General features: G+C 46.8%; 19 protein-coding genes and 1 other annotated feature. Of the genes, 15 read left to right on the top strand and 4 right to left on the bottom strand.

Annotated features, from left to right (window positions below; genetic code table 11):
• Positions 1-24: 24 nt before the first annotated feature.
• Positions 25-1,266: an NAD(P)/FAD-dependent oxidoreductase gene (locus tag AXX12_RS03460; protein WP_066238256.1), complete on the top strand. Its 1,242-nt coding sequence runs from the start codon at positions 25-27 to the stop codon at positions 1,264-1,266.
• Between the two features lie 4 nt (positions 1,267-1,270).
• On the opposite strand, the gene trhA is transcribed toward AXX12_RS03460, so the two are convergent.
• Positions 1,271-1,900: a PAQR family membrane homeostasis protein TrhA gene (gene trhA, locus AXX12_RS03455; RefSeq protein ID WP_066238209.1), complete on the bottom strand. Its 630-nt coding sequence runs from the start codon at positions 1,898-1,900 to the stop codon at positions 1,271-1,273.
• A gap of 181 nt (positions 1,901-2,081) precedes the next feature.
• Here trhA and AXX12_RS03450 point away from each other — a divergent pair, with 181 nt between their 5' ends.
• Positions 2,082-2,702, top strand: coding sequence for a LysE family translocator (locus AXX12_RS03450; protein ID WP_066238206.1), 621 nt, complete (start codon positions 2,082-2,084; stop codon positions 2,700-2,702).
• Here AXX12_RS03450 and AXX12_RS03445 read toward each other — a convergent pair.
• A complete protein-coding gene (locus tag AXX12_RS03445) occupies positions 2,699-3,118 on the bottom strand; it encodes a DUF6173 family protein (RefSeq protein WP_066238203.1) in 420 nt (139 codons plus the stop codon). The genes AXX12_RS03450 and AXX12_RS03445 overlap by 4 nt on opposite strands.
• Before the next feature lie 168 nt (positions 3,119-3,286).
• Here AXX12_RS03445 and AXX12_RS03440 point away from each other — a divergent pair, with 168 nt between their 5' ends.
• Positions 3,287-3,787 carry a DUF6803 family protein gene (locus AXX12_RS03440; protein WP_066238199.1) on the top strand — a complete coding sequence of 167 codons (501 nt, stop codon included), beginning with the start codon at positions 3,287-3,289 and terminating at the stop codon, positions 3,785-3,787.
• 53 nt (positions 3,788-3,840) lie between these two features.
• On the opposite strand, the gene AXX12_RS19155 is transcribed toward AXX12_RS03440, so the two are convergent.
• Entirely contained in the window at positions 3,841-4,008 is a 168-nt protein-coding gene (locus tag AXX12_RS19155) for a hypothetical protein (protein ID WP_156478579.1), read from the bottom strand.
• Between the two features lie 92 nt (positions 4,009-4,100).
• A complete protein-coding gene (locus tag AXX12_RS03435; RefSeq protein WP_066238197.1) occupies positions 4,101-4,883 on the bottom strand; it encodes a basic amino acid ABC transporter substrate-binding protein in 783 nt (260 codons plus the stop codon).
• 249 nt (positions 4,884-5,132) lie between these two features.
• On the opposite strand from AXX12_RS03435, the gene AXX12_RS03430 reads away from it, so the two are divergent.
• The 12 genes from AXX12_RS03430 to pheS all read left to right on the top strand — a co-directional run bounded on the left by AXX12_RS03430 (position 5,133) and on the right by pheS (position 16,007).
• Entirely contained in the window at positions 5,133-5,666 is a 534-nt protein-coding gene (locus tag AXX12_RS03430; RefSeq protein ID WP_082816683.1) for an N-acetylmuramoyl-L-alanine amidase family protein, read from the top strand.
• An 81-nt stretch (positions 5,667-5,747) separates the two neighbouring features.
• On the top strand, positions 5,748-6,674 hold the full coding sequence (gene ytxC / locus AXX12_RS03425) for a putative sporulation protein YtxC (RefSeq protein ID WP_066238193.1): 927 nt from the start codon (positions 5,748-5,750) through the stop codon (positions 6,672-6,674).
• Positions 6,675-7,157: 483 nt separating this feature from the next.
• Positions 7,158-9,065: a threonine--tRNA ligase gene (gene thrS, locus AXX12_RS03420; RefSeq protein WP_066238190.1), complete on the top strand. Its 1,908-nt coding sequence runs from the start codon at positions 7,158-7,160 to the stop codon at positions 9,063-9,065.
• Positions 9,066-9,281: 216 nt separating this feature from the next.
• On the top strand, positions 9,282-9,836 hold the full coding sequence (infC, locus tag AXX12_RS03415) for a translation initiation factor IF-3 (RefSeq protein ID WP_074431329.1): 555 nt from the start codon (positions 9,282-9,284) through the stop codon (positions 9,834-9,836).
• A 14-nt stretch (positions 9,837-9,850) separates the two neighbouring features.
• Entirely contained in the window at positions 9,851-10,048 is a 198-nt protein-coding gene (rpmI, locus tag AXX12_RS03410; RefSeq protein ID WP_066238184.1) for a 50S ribosomal protein L35, read from the top strand.
• Between the two features lie 43 nt (positions 10,049-10,091).
• Positions 10,092-10,451 (top strand): 50S ribosomal protein L20, encoded by a 360-nt coding sequence (gene rplT / locus AXX12_RS03405; RefSeq protein ID WP_066238181.1) that lies wholly within the window; start codon positions 10,092-10,094, stop codon positions 10,449-10,451.
• A 260-nt stretch (positions 10,452-10,711) separates the two neighbouring features.
• Positions 10,712-11,557, top strand: coding sequence for a class II fructose-bisphosphate aldolase (locus AXX12_RS03400; protein WP_066238178.1), 846 nt, complete (start codon positions 10,712-10,714; stop codon positions 11,555-11,557).
• Between the two features lie 155 nt (positions 11,558-11,712).
• Positions 11,713-13,056, top strand: a complete 1,344-nt coding sequence (locus tag AXX12_RS03395) for a TrkH family potassium uptake protein (protein WP_066238250.1) — start codon at positions 11,713-11,715, stop codon at positions 13,054-13,056.
• 12 nt (positions 13,057-13,068) lie between these two features.
• Complete coding sequence (locus AXX12_RS03390; protein ID WP_066238176.1) at positions 13,069-13,731, top strand: potassium channel family protein; 663 nt, start codon at positions 13,069-13,071, stop codon at positions 13,729-13,731.
• Complete coding sequence (locus tag AXX12_RS03385; protein ID WP_066238174.1) at positions 13,728-14,528, top strand: TrmH family RNA methyltransferase; 801 nt, start codon at positions 13,728-13,730, stop codon at positions 14,526-14,528. Before AXX12_RS03390 ends, AXX12_RS03385 begins: the two co-directional genes overlap by 4 nt.
• An 82-nt stretch (positions 14,529-14,610) precedes the next feature.
• Positions 14,611-14,700 carry a YqzL family protein gene (locus tag AXX12_RS20090; RefSeq protein WP_156478578.1) on the top strand — a complete coding sequence of 30 codons (90 nt, stop codon included), beginning with the start codon at positions 14,611-14,613 and terminating at the stop codon, positions 14,698-14,700.
• 4 nt (positions 14,701-14,704) lie between these two features.
• Positions 14,705-14,929: a binding site (T-box leader), on the top strand.
• Between the two features lie 76 nt (positions 14,930-15,005).
• Positions 15,006-16,007, top strand: coding sequence for a phenylalanine--tRNA ligase subunit alpha (pheS, locus tag AXX12_RS03380; RefSeq protein WP_407922223.1), 1,002 nt, complete (start codon positions 15,006-15,008; stop codon positions 16,005-16,007).
• The last annotated feature ends 12 nt before the right edge of the window (positions 16,008-16,019 follow it).

Here is a 16,019-nt window from a genome sequence, read left to right as displayed (position 1 = left end):
AAGTATGGAGGCAGGGATGATGTGATGGAACGAACACCGGTAGTAGTGATCTTGGGCGGCGGTTTTGCCGGCTTACATGCCGTTAAAGTTTTGGCAGATGAGCCAGTAAAAATCATTCTAGTGGATAAAAATAATTATCATCTGTTCCAGCCCTTGCTCTATCAAGTCGCAACTGCAGGTCTAGGGCCTGAAGATATCAGTTACCCGCTGCGGGCGATACTGCAACAACAGAGCAACACAGAGTTTCACATGGCTGAGGCGGTTGATATTAACCTAGAAGGGAAAAAACTAATCACCTCTAACGGGGAAATTGACTACGACTACTTGCTGGTGGCAGTAGGGGCTGTCACAAACTTCTTTGGTAATGCAAATGTGGCGAAAAACGCCTATGGCCTTAAAAACTTAGAAGACGCGTTTAAGCTGAGAAATCATATTCTCAGCATGTGTGAGTTAGCGACTCAAGAGAATGATCCAGCCATACGGCGCGAGTTATTAACCTTTATCGTAACCGGCGGCGGGGCTACAGGGGTGGAATGCATCGGCGGTATTGCTGAGCTGGTGCATCATGTGCTCGTAAAGGATTATCCAGAATTGGACTTCTCTGAAAGTAGCCTGCTGCTTCTAGAGGGCGGCGATCGACTGTTGGTTTCGATGCCTGAGGACTTATCAATGGCAGCGTTGACAGAACTCAGGCGCAAGGGGGTTGACGTTCGGTTTCATGCAAAAGTGGACGACTTTGATAGCCGAGGCGTCCGCTTGGCGGACGGAACGTCAATACCAGCCAGAACGCTGGTATGGGGGGCTGGCGTTAGGTGTGCGCCCATCATTGAAAAATGTAAAGTCCAAACTGACCGGTTAGGGCGAGCCATGGTTCTGCCAACGCTGCAACTGCCAGAGTATCCGGAAGTATTTGTGGTTGGAGATGCAGCGCATTATAAACAGGACGGTAGACCATTGCCCATGATTGCGCCTGTAGCGGTTCAACAGGCAGAAACTGCAGCTAAGAACGTGTTAAACATTGTGCAGGGAAACCCGCTTCAAAACTTTTTGTACCGAGAATTGGGAAACTTAGCCACAATTGGCAGGAGTTTCGCAGTCGCCCACTTTAATCGCTGGAAGTTCTCTGGTTTCTTCGCTTGGCTGCTGTGGTTAGCTGTTCATTTGATCCGGCTGGTAGGGTTTCGCAATCGTTTTATTGTGACCATCAACTGGGCGTGGGATTATTTCTTTTATGATCGCGCGCTTCGGATGATACACCGGCTATAGGTTGTTATGCCGGAACCGAAATTGGCAGAACATAGTAGAGAACTGAGATGAAGTGTGAAAAGCTGCCGGCGAGTACAAAAAGATGCCAAATTGCGTGATGGTATGGAAGGCGTCGCCAAAGGTAGAATACTGATCCTGCTGTATAGAAGATCCCGCCTGCCAGCAGCCAGCCGAAGCCAGCAGTTGGCAGTGTGGCAATTATCGGTTTTATGAAAACAAGTAGCAGCCAGCCCATAAACAGATAGCATAATGTTGAGAGAATCTTAAATCGTTTCACAAAAAAGATTTTCAACAAGATGCCAAGGACTGCTAGTCCCCAAATCACACTGAAGATAATCCAACCGAGCTTACCGTGTAGCAAGATCAAGGCAAATGGCGTGTAGGTGCCGGCAATCAACAAATAAATCGCTGAGTGATCAACAATCTTGAAGATGTGTTTGAGTTTTTCGTTAGAAAAACTATGGTATAGTGTGGAAGCCAAGTACAGTAAAAATAAAGAGGTTCCATACACACTGAAGCTGACAATATGCCAAACGCTGCCATACAGGCAGGCTGCTATGGTCAGAATAACAAGTCCTGCCAAGGCTAATACCGCGCCTGCGCCGTGGGTGACGGCATTTAGTTTTTCTTCCATTTAATCGCCTTCTTTGTTAGTGGTATTGTACTCTATTCATTATAACACATTTTAATGAATTGGGCCGCCCTGTCGATCAAACTGTCAGCACGCTGCCGCTGTCTGTGTAGACAGCGGCACGGAGGAGTTTCCACAACTGGCGGCAAATACTATACTTACATCGAATGATGGAGGTTATGTTGTGTTTGCTGAAGTTTTTGTTGTCGGGCTTTTGGCGGGAATCTCACCTGGGCCTGACTTTGTTGTAGTCATGCGAAACAGTTTGGGCTATGGGGCGAGAGTAGGCATGGCTACAGCCATAGGAATTGGCGTCGCTTTGTTTATTCACGTCAGTTATACCGTTCTTGGATACACGGTGATTTTGGCTTCTCACCCACAGCTGTTTTTTACCATCCAGGGCGTAGGCGCGGCTTATCTTGCTTGGTTGGGGTTTGGCGCATTGCAAACGAGGGTGAATAAACAAAGTACTCCCGTGATGGCAGAAAAGTCAGCAGACAGCAGGAGTGTGTTGCAAGGTTTTCGTGACGGTTTTCTATGCAATGCGCTTAATCCCAAAAGCGCCCTGTTCTTTTTGAGCATTTTTGCTCAATTTCTCAGTCCCGGCATGCCTGAATGGATAAAATGGGTTTATGGAGCAGAGGTTGTGTTGGCGGTTGGGAGTTGGTTTACTATTCTATCATGGCTAATCTCGTCCGAATGGTTCCGGCAGGCCTATTACCGGCATGAAGTAACAGTTTCTCGATTGTTGGGCATTGCACTATTGTATCTAGCTGTTCGTATTGCTGTTAGCATGGTGATCTAGTCATCGCTCTTGTCGCAAGCGTCTACCGGGCGGAGAAAGCCAATTTGCAATTTCGGCTTGTCTGGGTTGAGGCGTGGAATGGCGGTCAATAAAAAACTAATTTGTGAAACATGTTGGACAAGTTCCACTGGTTGACCGTTATCCAGCCTGCCAAAAAAGTGAATCAGACTGGGATCAGTATAGCCGAGGCGGCTTACGGAAAACGTGATTGCCTGACCAAAAGCCACTAAACGCATGCCGACTTCGAGTGTGTTATCAAGCTGCTCATCAAATTGTTGTATGCTTGAATATAGTTTTCGGCAAAATTCACTGGCTAAATTGTCGGCAAGAGCCTCGACCATGGAGTAACGGGGTAGTGCTTGCGCTGAATAAAACACGAGCCCTTGCGGGGAGATATTTCTGACGTCTTGTTCCATTGCGGCCTCCTTGTGTTGGGAGTATCGCTATACGGTATTCGCCTTTTTGGCAAATGGAACTATGGCGTCAATAATTTGTGCCAGCTACTTAAAAAACATAAATTCTTCATCAGTTCTTCACATTTCTTTGATATAGTGATGATAACAATATCACAGGGGGAATTACTGATGAACATGACCCATTATATGGAGCTCTTAGCAGTTAATCAACCGTGGAACCTCATTATTTATATGGTGATCCCGGTTGCTTTTGCAGAAGCGTTGGTAGCTACTGAATTCTTCGTCGTATATAGCCGCGCTAAATCAGGCCTGCTGCGCAGCGTGAATAAGTGGCTGGGAATTGCACTTGGCTTTTATTTCTTGGGGATATTCTTGAATCTTAGCATTAGCGTTGTACCGGCTATCGAGTGGCGCGGGACTGCTGATATTTTGGCTGTTGGGTCCTACCTAAGCGGTGTTATACCGCTGTTTAGCATTGCCTTGTTAGAACTTGGACTCATCGGCAGAGGGCAAACTGATGCTGAAAAAATGAAACTACACTTTATTCTCTTGACAGCGTTCTTAGTAGTTTCTCACGTTGCAATGGTGTTTGGCATGGTAGATCCGACTATTCTAGGCTGGAATCCTGGAGCTGAAGCTCCAGTCCCAAATTCACATTCCGGACATTAACAGACGGAGAGCCAGTTTTGCTATTTACGGCGAAATTGGCTCTCTTTTCTTGTTCACTGCTTATCCTCTAGTCCCTTCATCATTTCTTTGCGAAATGAGTGTTCGTTCGCGGCTGCAGGCGTTATAATCGAGGCGTTGATTTGCTCTCGACTGACGGCATTATCACCTGCAGACATGCAATAATCAGAGGTATAGGATTGCATTTTGGTTTTCTTTTTCATGTCATCACCTCAAGAGTAGTGTGCCCCGCGGTTCAAATGAAAAAACAGTCTGTCCGCTTCTTGCGAAGTGAACAGACTGTTTTTCTTAGGTATTACGGCCTCTTGCCAAACCACTTTTCGTAGATCTTGGCGTATTCACCGTTGGCTTTTAGATCATCAAGGGCTTTATTGATTTTTGTTACCAGTTCCGTATTTTTCTTGCTGACAGCTATGCCATAGTTTTCGGAGTTCAGGACTTCGCCAATTATTTTAGCGTCTTTGGCTCCGCCCTGGGCAAGATAATATTGGTTAACCGGCAGGTCGTTAACAACCGCATCGACGCCGCCAGCCTTCAATTCCATATACGCTTCAGACGCGCTGTTAAATTCGCGGACTTTCGCATCTTTAATTTTTTTGGCTTCTTCTGAGCCAGTAGTACCAATCTGAACCGCAATGCGTTTACCAGCTAGGTCTTTAAAACCTTGAATGGCGGTGTTATCGTGTTTCACCACAATTGATAAACCGGATTTATAGTAGGGATTTGAGAAACTTACTTTTTTGGATCTTTCATCAGTGATTGTCATTGCAGAGGCGATGACGTCAATTTGACCGACGTCAAGGGCAGGGATGAGGGCATCAAAGCCGAGGCTGGCTATTTGCACTTCGTAGCCCATTTGTTTACCAATTGCTTTCATCAGATCGATATCAAAGCCTGTGTAGTCTTTCGTCTTTTCGTCCTGAAACTCAAACGGTGGGAAAGTTGTTTCGGCGCCGACCTTCAGCGTCTTGGCAGCGGCTGGTTGTTGTGACGGGCTTTTTTGGCCGCCGCAGCCAGCGGCTACTAGTGAGAGGGCGAATAAGGAAACAAGGATGAGGGTAATGGACTTTCTTGACATGGTGGCAGGGCCCCTTTCAATACGTATTCCTATTTATTATACAGGATGTAAGGAATAAGGCAACTCCTGGAGACGGTCATTAATTGAAAATGTTCGCTGTTAAAAGACTCTACGCGAGATTATTCGTATGGGGAATAGCCGCATTTGGCATTGAAGTTGAAAAAACGATTTCCTCAGAATGTTTTTGCATGGATACTATTTGTTTTGCATATGTCAGTAGAGGAACGTTTTGCATAAGGAGAGGGTAGCGTGGCAGTTATTGCGCTGAATCCAGGCCACTACCCGGGGTTCGATCCCGGTTCGGTAGGCTCAACAGGGCTTGAAGAGGCAACGGTTACGATGGCAGTAGCGAAGATAGCCGAATCAGTACTTCGGGAGAATGGCCATTCTGTGGTGTTTATTAGTGAGAATGAACTAGACATTATTGCTGATGATGCAAATTTAGTAGAAGCCGATGTGTTTGTTAGTGTGCATTGTAATGCCGCGGATAATGTGGAGGCGCAGGGGACCGAGACTTGGTGTTATGAATATAGTGAACAGGGGTATCGTTTGGCTCAGGAGATTCAGCGCGAACTGGTGGATGCTTTGCAACGGCCGAATCGAGGCATTCGCTATAGCGCAGGGCTATATGTACTGAAACACACATTCATGCCGGCAGCTTTAGCTGAGTTGGCGTTTATCTCCAACCCTGAGGAAGAACGATTGCTGGCTGATCCATTGTGCCAGGAACAGGCGGGTTTGGCGATTGCGCGGGGCATTGAAGCGTGGTTGAACGATATATGATTCGCAAGTTTTGCCAGACTTTTCTCCCGTATGCGAAAATCAGGCGAAACATATAATAGCAGCAAGAGAGAGGTGAAGGCAGTGAAGTTAATTTCGCTGGGACTTTCCGGGCCGATTGACGACGTCCGCGCCAAGCTACAGCAGGATTGCAATTTGTTTCAGCGCGAAGGATATCAGATTGTCGTCGACCAACAGCAGGCAGGGAGGTATACGTTTCTCAATTGCTCAATCCTAGAAGGTGAAATTTCTTTTCGTAATTATGAGCGAATTAAGAATTTGATAAAATTATATGCAGCGCAAATCTTGGCTGATTTAGTCGTGAGTCGGGAAGAAAAGAATGTGTTGCGGCGGATGATTCGCTTTGGCTATGATTATTTTTCACCAGAAGAACAAGAACAAGTATTATCAAAAACCCTGAATATCCTTGGTGAGGAAAATCCGGAGGTTACTGACTATCATTTACCTATTCGACGTAGCCGGGTATTTTCAAAAATCCTCGATTATCTCGATTTTCACAACGAGTTAGTGCTTGACGGATTTATCCGTTTCCGACTAAAAGATTATGGGCAGATTCTAAACAGAGCGGTTGAAAAAGCAGTTGATGATTACATGTCAGACATCGAGTACCAGGAATTTGTCCGGGTGTTGCGTTATTTTGTCAATATGCAGGAACCGCGAACCGGAGAAGTTCATGTAGTGGTCGATCGGTCAGCGAATATCAGCATTTTTGATTCCGAGGGAGAGACGCTGAGTGAATCAGATGGCGAACGCTTTGTTGCTAATTCGTCAGATGATGCGAATGGGCAAGATTTACTGATGAGTGCATTGATTACGATTGTGCCGTGTGTGATTATCTTCCATTTCTCTGATCGAATGAAGAACATGGATCTGGTAAATACGGTGAAAGATGTCTTTGATGACAGGGTGATAGTATGTGAGGGTTGTCATATATGCAATGCCGAGGCAGGGCAACTGGAAGTATTAGTTAAGAATTCACTCTCGAATTGACAAGGGCGAACAGAAAAGGTATACTAATTTATAACAATTACAGTATTAAAGTAATGATGAGGACACGACACGGTTTGCACGACGTGATCAGAGAATGGATGCCACCGGCTGCAAGCATCCTGACGCCGAAACTGCTGTTACCACCTTTGAACTGTGGGGCCGAATTATTGAGACTAGTTGGAAAAGCTCCAGATGCTAGGACAGCGAGGCTTGCGCCGCGCCGCGTACAATAGGTACGCAAGCATGCGTAGTCGTGATTGCGCAACCCTTGGCGCTTTAGCGCCCTAGAGTTGGCGGCATACCCCTCGCGGGTGCAACGCAGATGGATTTTGCAACGGTCTCCAGTAGGTTGCCGCCGGGATTGCTTCCCGTTATCATAGCAAAAGCAGGGCGCAACTTGTGCGTCAAGCAGGGTGGAACCGCGGGTAAAACTCCCGTCCCTTTTGGGACGGGAGTTTATATTTTTTTAGGGAGGATTAGATGATGATACACGTTACACTAAAAGACGGCTCAATTCGTGAGGTGGACAAGGGAATAACGTTGCTCAAAATCGCCGAATCCATTAGCCGTGGCCTGGCGAAAAGCGCTCTGGTCGCCAAAGTGGATGGCAAGGTTACTGAGTTGGTGCGCACGCTCGACCACGATGCTAAGGTTGAATTCCTAACCTTTGAAGATGCTGAAGGCAGGGACGCGCTCCGTCACAGCGCATCCCATATCATGGCGCAAGCAGTAAAGCGACTGTATGGCGATGTGAAACTAGCTATTGGTCCGGCGATTGCCAATGGATTCTATTATGATATTGATACTGCGCATACTTTCACTCCAGAAGATCTGGAAAAAATTCAGGCTGAAATAGAGAAAATCATCAAGGAAGATTCGCCGATTGAACGGATCGAGATCAGCCGCGATGAGGCGCTTAAACTGTTCCGTGAGCAGGGTGAGATATATAAGGAAGAATTAATTCGCGATCTGCCGGAAGATTCGGTAATTTCTTTGTATAAACAGGGTGAGTTTTCTGATTTATGCGCAGGTCCGCATGTTGTCTCAACAGGTAAAGTGAAGGCTATTCGGTTACAAAGCTTGGCTGGCGCATATTGGCGCGGCGATGTCAAGAATAAGATGCTGCAGCGCATTTACGGCACAGCATTTGAGAAAAAGGCTGATTTGGAAGAACATCTGAAAATGCTTGAAGAGGCGGCCAAACGCGACCATCGTAAATTGGGTCGTGAACTGGATTTGTTTAGTATCCAAGATGAAGGGCCTGGCTTTCCGTTCTTTCACCCAAAAGGTATGGTAATACGCAACGAGTTAGAGGCATTTTGGCGCAAGCTGCATATCAAATTTGGCTACCAGGAGATCAAGACGCCAATTATTCTGCATCAGAGCTTGTGGCAGCAATCTGGCCACTGGGATCATTACCGTGACAATATGTATTTTACCAATATTGACGGCGAAGGCTATGCAGTTAAGCCGATGAACTGCCCAGGTGGCATACTCGTGTATCGCACCCAACATCACAGCTACCGCGATCTGCCTCTACGGACTGCCGAACTGGGACTTGTTCACAGGCATGAAATTTCCGGCGCATTGCATGGTCTGATGCGAGTCAGAAGCTTTACTCAAGATGATGCGCATATTTTTATGCTACCATCACAGATCAAACAGGAAATTCAGAGTGTAATTGATTTGTTTGACACTGTTTATGGCGTATTTGGATTGTCCTATCACGCTGAATTAAGCACAAAGCCAGAGAAGGCGATGGGCTCTGATGAAATGTGGGATATTGCGACCAATGCACTGCGCGAAGCGCTTGATGCACGCGGCATGGATTATAAAGTCAACGAGGGTGACGGCGCTTTCTACGGCCCCAAAATTGATTTCCATCTTCGGGATTCCATTGGCCGGACTTGGCAATGTGGCACGATTCAACTCGACATGCAGATGCCTGAGAAATTTGACTTAAACTACATTGGTGAAGATGGTCAGAAACATCGTCCGGTCATGATTCATCGTGTGGTTTATGGCAGCATTGAACGGTTTATCGGTATTTTGATCGAGCATTTCGCCGGCGCGTTTCCGACTTGGTTGGCACCAGTCCAGGTGCGGATTCTGCCGCTGACTGACCGCCATTTGGATTATGCCGAGAAGCTTGCTGCCAGTATGCGAGATAAAGATGTTCGGGTGGAAGTAGATGCTCGCAATGAAAAAATTGGTTACAAAATCCGCGAGGGGCAAATGGAGAAAGTGCCATATTTGCTTGTTGTCGGTGACAAAGAAGCAGAGGCTGGGACGGTCGCCGTTCGAAAACGGAGTGTAGGCGATTTGGGATCTAAGCCGGCTGAACAATTTACTGCCGAACTGTTGGAAGAAATCGTTGCAAAAAAACAGTAAAATAAAGCAGCAGAACACGCTTGCTTTTTCTTGCTGAAGGTGCTACACTGTTATAGTATTTAATACTAATTTAAGCAGAAGCCACTCGCTTCTCGCCTTACAACGCCAAGGAGCTGTTAGTAAGGTTAGCCAAGCGGTCCAGTAATGGGCGTTTTTGCGGGTGGTTTTATGCCACCCGCTTTCTGTTTTTGTTAAATTTTATGGAGGTGACAAGCAATTAGCAAGGAGACGTTAAAGGTTAACGAGGAAATCCGCGCCAAAGAAGTTCGTGTGGTCAGCGCTGCGAATGATCAATTAGGCATCATGTCTTTACGCGATGCACTCCGTTTAGCCGGAGAGCAGTTACTCGATCTGGTGGAGGTGGCTCCAACTGCCAAACCGCCGGTTTGCCGAATCATGGATTTTGGTAAATTCCGCTTCGAGCAGCAAAAACGTGAGAAAGAGACAAAGAAGAAGCAAAAGATCGTTACGCTCAAAGAAGTTAAGCTGCGGCCTAATATTGAAGATCATGACTATTTTGTCAAACTAAAGAACGCGCAGCGTTTTCTCGCAGACGGCGACAAGGTAAAGGTGACGATTATGTTCCGGGGCCGTGAGCTCTCCCATCCCGAATTGGGCCGGCAAGTGCTAACTCGCATGGCTGCGGAATTGAAGGACCTTGTTATACTGGAACGCGAACCCAAGCTGGAAGGTAAAAATATGATCATGATCCTTGCCCCTAAGGTGGTACAGCCGCAACAGCAATCGCAACCACCACAACCAGCAAAATAAAGGAGGACCCACCGATGCCAAAAATGAAAACTCGCAGAAGCGCCGCTAAGCGGTTCACCAAGACTGCTTCTGGTCAATTTAAGCACGCTCATTCTTTCAGAAGCCATATTCTTGAGAAGAAATCTCCTGCTCGCAAACGCGGTTTGCGCAAAGCAGCGCTGGTTTCTAAATCTGACCATGAACGCGTGGTCAAAATGCTGCCATACGCTTAAGGTAAACTTGATACAGGCCAAACACTAAGAGGAGGTTTATACCATGCCGAGAGTAAAAAAAGGCGTGACTGCGCATAGACGCCATAAAAAGATCCTAAAGCTAGCCAAAGGTTATAGAGGTGCGAGGCATCGCCTGTTTAAGAAAGCTAACGAATCCGTTATGCACTCGCTATCCTATGCACTACGTGACCGCCGCGCCAATAAGCGCAACTTCCGCAAACTGTGGATTGCACGTATTAATGCCGCGGCTCGTATCAATAATATCTCTTACAGCCAGTTCATGAACGGTCTGCATAAAGCCGGCATTAACATTAACCGTAAAATGCTAGCCGATATGGCGATCAATGATATGCCTGCATTCGCTCAATTGGTAGAGGCAGCAAAGCAACAACTGCAAAAGTAAGCCCCAAAAGCCTTCCGGACTTCCGGAAGGCTTTTTTTATCATATTACTGTCGTGATTTGGAAAAAAATTTACATCTATAGGTATATTTCAGCTTAGGACGGAAACAATTAATATAACAAGTATTTGAGCGTAGATTGCTAATGACACAATTATTAAATTTTTTTGATAATTCCGCAGGTGTTTTTGTGCTGATCTCGAATATGTTAGTCATAAGGAAGTGGGTTAGGAACCCATAATCTACAATAAGGAGGAGATTGCCATGGCCTTAGTCACACTGGCGGACATCCTGAAAGATGCCCGGAAACGCAACTATGCAGTGGGCGGATTCAACGTTTTTAACTTCGAGACGCTGGGTGCGGTGGTTGAAGTCGCCGAGGAGTTAAAGACGCCACTAGTACTCGGCATTGCAGAACGCTTATTTAAATTTGTGGATGTGGATACTCTTGCGGCTGCAATGCTAAAAGCTGCTCAGAAGTCCAGCGTGCCGATTGCACTGCACCTAGATCATGGTCACACCTACGAGGGATTGATGAAAGCAATTCGCTGGGGCTTTACCTCGGTCATGTATGATGGCTCTGCCTTGCCCCTTGAAGAGAATATAAAACGCACAAAGGATATTACTCGTATAGCCCATTCCCTTGGCCTGTCAGTAGAAGGGGAATTGGGCTATATTGGCTGTCTGGAGGGTATTGAAGCTTCAGCTAGCGCCGTATCGCAGCCAGAAATGGCGGCTGAATTTGTACAAAGAACGAGAATAGATGCACTAGCCGTTGGGATCGGACATAATCACGGCAATGTGCGCGAGATGCCTACGCTAAATTACTCTAAACTCGGAGAATTGTATAATGCAGTTCATGTCCCGCTGGTGATGCACGGTGGTTCACGGATGCATAAGGATGAATATCGGCTGGTAATCAACTCCGGTATTGCTAAGATCAATATCGCAACAGATATGTCGATGGTTGCTACAGAGACTCTCAAGAGCGAACTAGCGAAAAATCCGGCATCGAATTACATTTCCTTGATGGCGGTCGTGAAAAAGGGCGTTAAGGATTCGGTGCGAAAATATATGTTATCCTTTGACTGTATCTCAAAAGCAATTTAGAATTCAGATGAAAAAGCCTATCCCTATTATTCTGGGGATAGGCTTTTTGCGTTAATTTCGATAGACTTGCCCAAAAGCGCGCAGTATAATATAGTCTGAACTAATCTAATGGTAATATATGGGGTGAAAAAGTGAAGGATCCCATTCAACTTACAATGCTGAAACGTTTGATATCTGGTTGGCATGTTCGGTTAAGTCCGTATCAATTTATCGCAATCGGCTTTGCTGGGACTATTCTGCTTGGAGCGTGCTTATTATCTACTTCGTGGGCGTCAGCTAAGCCGGGCTATACAGTTTCCTTCCTGGATGCTTTGTTTACTGCTACTTCAGCTGTCTGTGTCACAGGGCTTATCGTCGTTGATACAGGCACAACCTATTCGCTATTTGGTCAACTGGTATTAATTGGATTGATTCAGGTTGGCGGTTTGGGAATTATGTCTATCACGACATTAGTCGCGCTGTTGATGGGCAAAAAGATCAAACTGAAAGAACGGTTGATTATGCAGGAGGCGCTTAACCAGTTGTCTATGGAAGGGGTTGTTCGGCTAACTCTGTACATCATCAAAGTTACCCTTATGATAGAATTTATCGGCGGCACTATTTTGGCATTACGCTGGATGCCTGAGTTCGGCTTAAAAGGCATTTATTACGGCTATTGGCATGCCGTATCCTCATTCTGCAATGCGGGCTTTGATTTATTTGGTGAATTTCGCAGTTTGACTGGCTATGTCGATGACATTACTGTTAATTTGGTAGTCACAACATTGATTATCCTTGGTGGCATTGGCTTTGCTGTTATTTCTGATATCTGGACTCACCGGAATTTTTCACATTGCTCCATCCACACGAAAGTTGTACTTGTGACGACAGTTATTCTCTTAATGGGTGGGACGCTTGGTATATTCTTGCTGGAATATAACAATACACTGGCTAATTTGTCATGGCCCGGTAAACTGCTAGGCAGTTATTTTCAATCTGTTACTGTGCGGACAGCCGGTTACAACACGTTGGATATTGGCAAAATGGAAGATACGACCCTATTTTTTATGGTTCTGCTAATGTTTGTCGGCGCTTCGCCTGGTTCAACAGGCGGTGGCATAAAGACATCAACGGCTGCGGTTCTGGTCGCTGCAATGGCGGCAATGACCCGAGGCAGTCAAGATGCAGTATTGTTCCACCGACGGATTCCCCAATTCCTGGTGTATAAATCGTTTACAGTGGTATTCATTGCTGCGTTGCTGGTAATTCTGATGACGATGCTGCTATCAATTACCGAAACACTCCCGTTCTTAAATATATTATTTGAGGTCGTTTCGGCATTTGCTACGGTAGGCATTACGACAGGAATTACGACTTCGCTCTCTGACCATGGAAAGGTGGCGTTGATTATCACTATGTTCGCTGGTCGAATTGGGCCAATAACTCTGGTTTTGGCATTGGCATTGCGTGAACGGAAGGGACTTATTCAGTATCCTGAGGGGAAAATTATAATTGGTTAGCGGGGGATGGAAATGGCAGTGAAAAGCAGACAATATGCAGTAATTGGTCTGGGGCGTTTCGGGGTCAGCGTGGCTAAGACCTTGCACCAATTAGGCTATGAAGTGTTGGCTGTAGATGCGGATGAAGAAATGACGCAGAAATTCAGTGATGAAGTTACCCATGTCTTACAAGCAGATACCACAGACGAAAACTCGTTGAAGGCGATGGGGATTCGTAATTATGATGTCGTGATCGTGGCAATTGGCGATGATGTTCAAGCCAATATTGTCACAACTCTGTTGTTAAAGGAAATGGGGGTTCCCCGCATTGTTGCTAAAGCTCGTAACGAATTGCATGGTAAAATTCTCGAGAAAATTGGCGCAGACAAGGTGATTTATCCTGAACGTGATATGGGACAGCGAGTGGCGCATAATCTTGTTTCCAGCAACGTGCTAGATTATATTGAGTTGTCGTCCAATCTTAGTTTAGTCGAAGTTAAGACACCGTCCGCCTATGTTGGCAAGAGTCTTGCCCAGGCAGATCTGCGCGCCAGATTTGGTGTCAACGTTGTAGCAATGAAACGTAGCGAACGATTAATTGTGCCACCTTTGCCCAGTGAAGTCATGCAGGCGGAAGATATTTTAATTATTGTCGGCAGCATTGAGGGAGTTCAGCGTTTGGAGGAGCAGGAATGACTGAAACGGTGACCAGTCTTCAAAACTCAGCAGTCAAGCTGGCTGCCGCTTTGCAGCAAAAAAAACGCCGCGAGGAGAGTGGACTCTTCGTCGTTGAGGGAGTCCGCTTATGCGAGGAACTGCTTGCGTCCGGTTGGGAGATCGAGTTCGGCCTGTTCACTGAATCTGCCGCAAGTCAGGAACGAGCGGCGCAGCTTATTCAGGAAGCCGGTCGTCGCTGTCGAATGACTCAAGTCTCAGAAGCGGTGTTGGCAAAAGCTGCTGAGACTGAACAACCGCAGGGAGTGCTGTTCGCCGCCCGCCAGGTCGTCGTACCAATCAATCAGTTGCTTAGTGCAGAAAATCAAATGTTTGTTGTTGTTGACGGCGTTCAGGACCCGGGAAATTTAGGGACAATTTTGCGCACAGCCGATGCGGCAGGAGCCGATGCTGTTATTGTAACTGCAGGGTCGACTGACCCTTTTAGCGGAAAAGCGCTGCGCGCCAGCATGGGATCCATCTTTCATTTGCCGCTGGCGGTTGGCATTTGTCATGCTGATTTATTAACCGCATTCGGACAGGCGAAGGTCCGATTGTTCGCGACAGCGCTGGAGGCAGCTTCGTGCTATCTTGAAGCAGATTTTCGTGGTTCGCTGGCTGTCGTTTTTGGTAATGAAGGCAAGGGAGTTAGCACTGAACTATTAGCCCACGCGGATCGGAACCTATTTATTCCCATTTATGGTCAGGCAGAATCGTTAAATGTGGCTGCAGCCGCAGCCGTAATTTTGTACGAGGCTGCCCGCCAACGGCGCGGCTGAGCATCCTTGTAATTTATCTGACAGTATGCTATACTAACACTGACAATGAAATGCAGACTTGTGAGCAGAGGAGTGGTCTCACGTGCTTACTGCCGATTTCGTTTGGAGGATGTTTGAAGCAACAGGTTCAGTTACACTGTATTTATTATATCGTCGAATGACGACGCAATAAAAAACATGACGCGATGATGGAGAGAGTAAGTCAGCCACTGCTTTACAGGGAGGGTCCGCCATAGATTGGAAGCGGGTCTAAGACAGACTGACTGAAGTTCACTCTGGAGCGACCGGACTGAAGGTCTCCGCGTAGGTCAGGCGCACCCCAGCGTTATTGGGACAGAGGCGCTCAGCATTGGCTGACGCAATTTGGGTGGTACCGCGGAAGTTGGACTTTCGCCCCTTAGGGGCTGAAAGTCTTTTTTGTTTTACTATAAATCATTCGCAAAAGGTGGAGGTAGCATGAGAGAACAATTGGCAGCGATGCACAAGGAAGCGCTTGCAGAATTCTCCCGCACGAACGGGGTGGAAAGTCTGAATGACTTTCGGGTCAAATATCTGGGCAAAAAGGGTAGCTTGACTGCGATCTTGCGGGGGTTGGGCGCTCTAAGCGCCGAGGAACGTCCACTGATCGGTCAGATTGTCAATGAAATTAGAGCCGAATTAGAGGGACTGATTAGCGCTCGTACTGCAGAGCTAAAAACGGCAGAGCTGAATGAGCGTCTTGCTTCTGAACGGATTGATGTCACACTGCCAGGCCGTAGCCGGCAACTGGGGCATAAGCATCCACTAACGCTTACACTGAATCGAATTAAAGCAATTTTTATGCGAATGGGCTTTGAAATAGCCGATGGTCCTGAGGTGGAAAGCGACTACTATAACTTTGAGGCGCTCAACCTGCCTAAGGATCATCCAGCTCGGGACATGCAGGATTCTTTTTATATCACTGAGGAGATACTTTTACGTACCCACACGTCGCCGGTTCAGGTTCGGACGATGCAAGCGGCGGAACCGAACCAGCCAATTCGGGTTATCGTCCCAGGCAAGGTCTATCGTCGCGATTATGATGCGACTCACTCGCCGATGTTCCATCAAGTCGAAGGACTTGTAATTGACAAAGGTATTCGTTTTTCTGATCTCAAGGGAACACTGCAACTGTTTGCCCGTGAAATATTTGGTTCTGATGTCAATATCAGGCTGCGTCCGAGCTTCTTCCCCTTCACAGAACCGAGCGCAGAAGTTGATGTTTCCTGTGTGATGTGCAAAGGCAAAGGCTGTCGAGTCTGTAAAGGGACTGGTTGGCTCGAGATACTGGGGTCAGGGATGGTCCACCCGCGAGTGCTCGAAATGAGCGGTTTCGATCCCAATCAAGTTAGTGGTTTTGCTTTTGGCATGGGCGTTGAACGGATTGCTATGCTAGTATATGGGATTGACGATTTGCGTCTGTTCTTTGATAATGATAGCCGATTCTTGCGGCAATTCTAAGGGGGGATACGA

This window comes from Anaerosporomusa subterranea (genome assembly GCF_001611555.1).
Lineage (GTDB): Bacteria > Bacillota > Negativicutes > Sporomusales > Acetonemataceae > Anaerosporomusa > Anaerosporomusa subterranea.
The sequence above is the reverse complement of the archived record's forward strand: the minus strand, read 5'-3'. Positions and strand labels throughout refer to the sequence as shown.